The sequence below is a fragment of the Candidatus Avelusimicrobium stercoris genome, from assembly GCF_002437085.1.
Lineage (GTDB): Bacteria > Elusimicrobiota > Elusimicrobia > Elusimicrobiales > Elusimicrobiaceae > Avelusimicrobium > Avelusimicrobium stercoris.
Genome location: NZ_DJOA01000006.1, coordinates 68,885 through 75,746 on the forward strand (window position 1 = coordinate 68,885; position 6,862 = coordinate 75,746).

General features: G+C 50.3%; 6 protein-coding genes. 3 read left to right on the forward strand and 3 right to left on the reverse strand.

Features of this window, described 5'->3' with window-relative positions; translation table 11 throughout:
* Positions 1–19: 19 nt before the first annotated feature.
* The 3 genes from B2118_RS00780 to B2118_RS00790 form a co-directional block, all read right to left on the reverse strand.
* Positions 20–631 carry a pilin gene (locus tag B2118_RS00780; protein ID WP_428052459.1) on the reverse strand — a complete coding sequence of 204 codons (612 nt, stop codon included), beginning with the start codon at positions 629–631 and terminating at the stop codon, positions 20–22.
* Between the two features lie 326 nt (positions 632–957).
* Entirely contained in the window at positions 958–1,833 is an 876-nt protein-coding gene (locus B2118_RS00785; protein ID WP_428052461.1) for an outer membrane protein, read from the reverse strand.
* Positions 1,834–1,982: 149 nt separating this feature from the next.
* The gene (locus B2118_RS00790) at positions 1,983–2,474 is read right to left on the reverse strand and encodes a GNAT family N-acetyltransferase (protein ID WP_428052463.1); all 492 of its coding nucleotides are present in this window, start codon (positions 2,472–2,474) and stop codon (positions 1,983–1,985) included.
* A gap of 129 nt (positions 2,475–2,603) precedes the next feature.
* Between B2118_RS00790 and rimP the strand changes: the two genes are divergently transcribed.
* From rimP to infB, 3 genes are all read left to right on the forward strand, one after another.
* Positions 2,604–3,062, forward strand: a complete 459-nt coding sequence (gene rimP / locus B2118_RS00795) for a ribosome maturation factor RimP (protein ID WP_428052465.1) — start codon at positions 2,604–2,606, stop codon at positions 3,060–3,062.
* Positions 3,063–3,104: 42 nt separating this feature from the next.
* On the forward strand, positions 3,105–4,481 hold the full coding sequence (gene nusA, locus B2118_RS00800; protein ID WP_428052467.1) for a transcription termination/antitermination protein NusA: 1,377 nt from the start codon (positions 3,105–3,107) through the stop codon (positions 4,479–4,481).
* Positions 4,459–6,862: translation initiation factor IF-2 (gene infB / locus B2118_RS00805; RefSeq protein WP_428052469.1), on the forward strand; the 2,404-nt coding region annotated here is incomplete at its 3' end. The genes nusA and infB, both read left to right, overlap by 23 nt.

A 6,862-nucleotide genomic window follows, 5' to 3' on the forward strand; every position in this document is an offset into this window, starting at 1 on the left:
TATAAGACGCGCACCCCAATTACCGGGCACAATTAAAGTCGTAGGCTTCCGATGTGTGCCCCTCGCTATAACTATTATAAGTTTCTAATCCGGAAAAACTGGAACAAATGCGGTGGCCCAGTTTGTCCTCCGTTCTGGTCCAACAGCGGTAGCAGGCGGACTCGTGGTATTTCTCTAAACTTAAATTGCGGATAACATCGGTACATTTAATAGCAATAGAGCCTTTGTAATTAATAACCGTACACGAAATTTTGCCGTTTTCAGCCCCCATACCATTGGCAGAAATCCTGAAATCCGGCGGGAAGGAAACGGATAAATTTTTAAAATTTCCATAATGCCCCGTCTGCATTTGCTTTACCTTTTGGGCCTCGTCCACTCCTCGCACAATGCCATACATAGCGGCCATACGGCTTACGCCCACCGCCACCTGATACTCGGGCACCGCATACGCCGCCAATATGCCAATAATTAAAACAACTACCAACAGTTCTATAAGGGTAAAGCCACGGCTTACAGAGGAGTAGTTGTTGCCGTCATCCTGGAAAGTAGTAGTCCAGGATCCGTGGTTGTCGTGGTCGTCATTCCCGAGTGTCGTAGTCGGGAATCCGTTGTTTATAAAATTAAGGGTCATACTGGAAGGTTTGCTGGCGCGGAGCGTTCCAGTATCTGTCGTTTTCCTCTTTTTTAATAACAACAGATCCTGGACTACTACTTTCCAGGATGACGATGTAAAACAACCTTTTTCTTTACCTCCCAATAACCCACCTAATCGGCCCATACACGCGTTTTTCATCACACCCACCATTTTTTGATAAATTTGCTACAACTCAAAATTTATCAAAAAAAAAAAACGAGTCAAGCCCTTTTAAAGTGTACCAGCCAACAAACGCCCTTTCCAAACAAAAAGAAAGGGAACCCGCAGCACAGGTTCCCTTCCAGTTAAGCGTTTACACGCTTTTAAAACCGCATCCCGAGCCGCAAAAAGAGCGAGTGGAATTGCAGGTCCTTGTCGCGGCCAAAGTCGGACAAGTGTTTATCGCTGATAAACGCATAGGTATAGCGGTATTCCAACCCGGCGAACAAATCGCTGGAAATGTCATACTGCAAACCTAACCCCGCGTAAAAACCCGTACCCCATTTGTCCTTGCTGGAACGGTCGCTTGCTGTGTCGGTGGTGGTCTTCATACGCGCTTGCATCATCCCCCAGCCCATCGGCACATAAACGCGCCAATTATCCCACGCGTTTAAGGTGTAGCGCCCGCCCAAGGCAACAGAGTGCAAGTAGAAGTCCTTATAGTTGCGGGCAACGCCGTCTTTGTTGTGGCTCTTGGTGCCCGGGTGGAGCATCATATAATCAAGCCCCATTGCAAAGTTGGGCGTCATATTCCACAGCATATTCATATTTGCACCGAAGCCGTTTTTGGCGTAGCGGTCTTTGCGGTCGTCTTTATTAAACGTATAAGCCACACCACCCGCCACGGATACTTCCATTTTCCGCTCGTTCACGCGCGCGGCCTTGCTGGGCGTATATTCGTCATACAGCACCGCGTTGGTGGTGGTAGAACCCTTGGAGTTCGTAACCGTTTGCTCCATTACCCCATAGTCCGAAGTACCGCGTTTGTTGGTTTCGGACACTTTATACACATTTGTAGTAGTGGTACTGGCGTTCAGGCTGGGTTCGCCCTTCTTCAAGGACGCTTGGTTCGCTTTTTGCGTGGCTGCGGCACCGGCTTTATGTTGGTAAGCCGCACCGGACGATTTGCCCCCTTGGGCAGAAACGGACGAGGCACCCAACACCAGCGCCAACGCCGCAATTAATACAGTTTTCTTCATTTTTCCCCCTGTAAAATACTGCTGTTTGGTTACTGCTGCTACCCTTTAATTTTAAACAACGCTTCACCCCCGCGCAACCGCAAAAAGGGGTTAGTTTGCATAAAAAAACCCGGGTATCATTCCGGGCCGGATATATTTTTATAGACGCCTTATAACTTCTTTTGCCGAAGCGTTCCCTTGTAGGCATCTTCCCCCCACTCGCCTACATAGGCAAAACCTTTTTCCTCGTAATAGGCGTTAATTTTTTTCGCTCCGGCCTTACAATCCAGCCGTAAATAATGCTTTTTATTTTCGCGCGCTTTTACCTCGGCTTTGCGCAGAAATTCGGCCCCTGCGCCCGACTTATCCACCGCGGCAGCCAAGTTATGTACATACCACGCGGGGAGTTTTTCATAATCTTGCCAACGTGGGTCCTTGTCTAATAAAACGGCCGAGGCCACCAAGCGGGAGCCTTCAAACAAGCCCCACAACTGCCCCCGGCGGGCGGCGTTTTCAAAATACGCTAAATTATAATGGGATAAATAATGCGCGCGGGCCCATTGGTCAATGCCGTTGTTTTCAAACCAAGTTACGCGCTCCTCCACCAGTGCAAAAGCCTGCTTGGCCTGCGCCGGGGATAACTGAATAAAAGTAGTTGCCATATATTTATTATACCTTTTAGTATATATTTGACACATCACTCCCTATATGTTATGATATGAGTGTTCTAGAAAGAGCGGCTTGGCAACAAGCCGCTCTTTCCTTAATAAGGCTCTACAAAAGGAGTAGATATGAGAGACCCCAAAACCATTGAAGAAACCGTAGCCCGCGCCCTTGCCCAGCAAGACGTGGAACTGGTGGATTTAATCATCCAAAACCAAGGCAAAAAGAAACTTTTACAGTTTTTCGTAGATAAAACCGGCGGCGTAACGCTGGACGACTGCGGCGAACTGACCGACAAGATTGATTCCATTTTGGAAATGGAAAACTTGATTGACGGCGCTTACATTTTGGAGGTATCCTCCCCCGGTTTGCAACGCGTACTTAAAAAGCCCGCGCATTTTAAACGCTTCGTCGGCCAACGCGCCAAAGTTGTGCTTAAAATCCCGTTGGAAGGCCGCGGCAGTTTTACGGGCGTTATCGCCTCGGCGGACGACGACCACTTTGTGCTTGATGACGGAACCAACCAGTTCCGCTTCGCGTACGACAATATCAAGAAGGCCAATCTGGACCCGGTCCTTGAATTTTAACCCCGCCGCGGTATTAAACCGGGCAAAAAGGAGATTATCAAAATGGAAGGAAGTGCAAAAGATTTAGTTTTAGCGTTGGAAGGTTTGGAAAGAGAAAAAAACATCAAACGCGAAGACATTTTAAAAACGATTGAAGACGCCCTCGTCTCCGCCTTGCGCAAAAACTTGGGCAAAACCGCCCAAATTTCCGCCAAGATTGACGTGGAAAGCGGCTCTATTAAGGCGTTCCAAACCTTAAACGTGGTAGATGTGGTAACAAACCCGGAAATGGAAATTGACGTAGAAGGCGCCAAAAAATATTTAAAGGCCCCCAAAGCCGGCGACGTGGTAACCATTACCTTGGAAGTGGAAGATTTTTCCCGCATTGCGGCGCAAATCGCCAAACAAGTGTTAATCCAAAAGGTCCGCGGTATTGAACGCGACAACTTCTACAAAGAATTTAAACCCCGCGAAGGCGAAGTAATCACGGGTTCCGTGCGCCGCTTCTCCGACCGCGACATCATCGTAGATTTGGGCAAGGTGGAAGCCATTTTGCCGTATTGCGAACAAATTAAAAAGGAACGCTATGTAAACGGTTCCCGCGTAAAAGCCATTATTGCCAAGGTGCTTAACCAAAACGATTTGGCCAACATTGGCGATGACCCGGTTCTCTCCCGCTACAAATCCGCCGCGTTCAAAATGGACAAAGGCCAGCGTGGACCTTACGTCATTTTGTCCCGTGCCAATGGCAAGTTCTTGGAAGAACTTTTTAAAGTGGAAGTGCCCGAAATCAACGAAGGCATTGTGGAAATCAAAAACGTACAGAGAGACCCCGGCTTCCGCGCCAAAGTGATGGTGTCCAGCATTGACAGCAAGATTGACCCTATTGGCACTTGCGTCGGTATGCGTGGCATCCGCATCCGCGCGGTAATGAACGAACTTTCCGGCGAACGCATTGACCTTATCAACTATTCCGACGATATTTCCACCGTTATTATGAACTCTTTGGCCCCGGCTAAGGCGGACTTCGTAAAAATTGAAAGCCTGAGCGAAAAGAAGGCCACCGTTATCGTGCCGGACGACCAGTTGGCTATCGCCATTGGTAAAGATTGGCAGAACATTAAATTGGCCTCCAAACTCACGGGTTGGAACTTGGAAGTAAAGAGCGAATCCCAAAAAGCGAAGGAAGGCAAAGAAGCCACCGCCGCCGTACAGGCCACCTTGGCTGACGTAGAAGGCATCGGCCCCAAAATGGCGGAAGTCTTGCAGAAATCCGGCTTTACGACCGTAGAACAAATCGCCGCGTTGGACGTGGAACACTTGTCCACCGTGCAGGGCATCGGCGAGAAAACGGCCGCAAAAATTATTGAAGGCGCTAAAAAATATTTAGCGGACAAGTCCACGCAGGAGGAAACTAATGACGACAAAGAAAACAACTAATACAGACGAAGAATCCTCCGCAAAGAAGAAAACGGCCACTAAAAAGACGACCGCTAAAAAAGCAACCGCCAAAACGACGGCTGCCAAAAAAACGACGGCTAAAAAAACGACCGCTAAAACTACTGCCACCAAAAAGACGACGGTTAGAAAAACGCACGCCAAAACGACGACCGCTAAAAAAGCGGCCGCAAAACCCGTTGCCGAAGAAGTAAAAGCGGAAACCGTGCAAGCGGCCCCCGTTCAACCCGCGGTGGAAGCGAAACCCGCCCACCAGCCGGAACAAAAACCGACGGTAAAACCGGCCCCGGTTGAAAATACGCCGAAGCCGGCCCCAGTGGCTGCTGCGCCGAAACCCGCGCAAGTAACGGCTGCCCCTAAACCGGCACCCGTGCAACAACCTGCGCCGCAAAACAACCGCCCTGCCCCGGTGCAAAATAGCCGCCCGCAAGGGCAACAGAACGGCAGACAGCAAGGTCCGCAGGGCCAAGGTAACCGTCCGCAAGGACAGAATAGCCGTCCGCAGGACCGCCCGCAGAGCCAAGGTAGCCGCCCGCAGGGTCCGAGACACGGACATCATCATAACGAAGCCCCTGTACAAGCGGCTCCGGCCAACGACCCGAAAGTAATCCGCATTGTCGGTCTGCCCACGGTAAAAGAATTGGCCGAAAAGATGAACATCAAAACGAACGATTTTATCAAAAAGTTAATGATGATGGGCATCTTCGCCACGATTAACCAGCGCTTGGAAAAAGATATGTTGGAACTGATTGTGGACGAGTGCGGCTTTAAGGCGGAACTGGCGGAAGAAGATTTAAGCAAAGAAACCGTCGCTCTTATGGAAACGCCGGACGATCCGGCCTCGTTAAAACCCAGAAGCCCGGTTATCACCATTATGGGCCACGTGGACCACGGTAAGACCAGCCTTTTGGACGCTATCCGCAAGTCCAACGTCGTCGCGGGTGAAGCGGGCGCCATTACGCAGCACATCGGCGCGTACCGCGTAACCACGCCGCGCGGCACCCTGACGTTCTTGGACACCCCCGGGCACGAAGCCTTTACGGCAATGCGTGCGCGTGGGGCACAGGCCACGGATATCGTGGTACTCGTTGTGTCTGCCACGGACGGCATTATGCCGCAGACCATTGAGGCTATGGAACACGCCAAAGCCGCAGGGGCTCCTATCATTGTGGCAATTAACAAAATTGACCTTCCCGGCGCCAACCCGGACCGCGTCAAGCAGGACTTGGCCGCCCGCGGTTTAGTGCCCGAAGAGTGGCAGGGCAACACCATTTATGTAGAAATTTCGGCTAAAAAACATATCAATATTGATAAACTCTTGGAAATGATTTCCTTGCAGGCCGAAATGATGGAACTCAAAGCCAACCCGGACCGCCCGGGCGTGGGTGTAATTTTGGAAAGTAAGCGCGATAACAAACGCGGCGTTGTAGCCACCGTACTCGTGCAAAAGGGTACGATGAAGGTCGGCGACCCGTTCCTCGTGGGCACCAACTATGGCCGCATCCGCGCGCTGATTGACGAAAATTCCCAACGCTACCAAAAAATCGGCCCAAGCGTTCCTGCGGAAATTTTAGGTATCAACGGCGAACCGCCGCAGGTAGGCGATACGCTCTACATTATGGAGAGCGAAAAGGAAGCCCGTTACGCTGCCGAAAAGCGCAAACTGGCGCAAAAAGAAGACTCCCAAGCGCACCGCAAACAAGTTTCGTTAATGAACTTGGCGCAAAAGGATGAAAATGGCAACCGCGTCAAAAAGTTGAGCCTTATCTTAAAGGCCGACGTACAGGGCTCCATTGAAGCCATTAAAGACGCGCTGTTGCGTATTCCGTCCGACGAGGTGGAACTGGATATTATCCTTTCTGCTCCGGGCAATATTAACGAGTCCGATATTTTGCTCGCTAAGGCCAGCAACGCGGTGGTAATCGGTTTTCACGTGGACGTAGAAAACAAAGCCCACGCCGAAGCCGAACGCGAAGGCATTGAAATCCGCCTTTACACCATTATCTTTGAACTGTTGGAAGATATCAAGGCCGCTATGGAAGGCTTGTTGGAACCCGATGTGGTGGAAACGGTTGTAGGTACGGCCACCATTAAAAAGGTAATGAAACTCAGTTCCGGCTTGATTTCCGGCTCGCTCGTAGATAGCGGTAAAGTAGTCCGCGGCTACGAAGTGCGTGTGAAACGCAACGGCGAAGAAGTGGGCCACGGTAAAATCGGCGGCTTAAAACGCTTCAAGGACGACGTAAAGGAAGTTGAAAAAGGATATGAGTGCGGTATCTTGATTGAGGGCTTCAAGGGCGTAGCCGAAGGCGACGTGATTGAATGCTTCCGCAAAGATAACGTAACGCGCAGAATTAAGATGT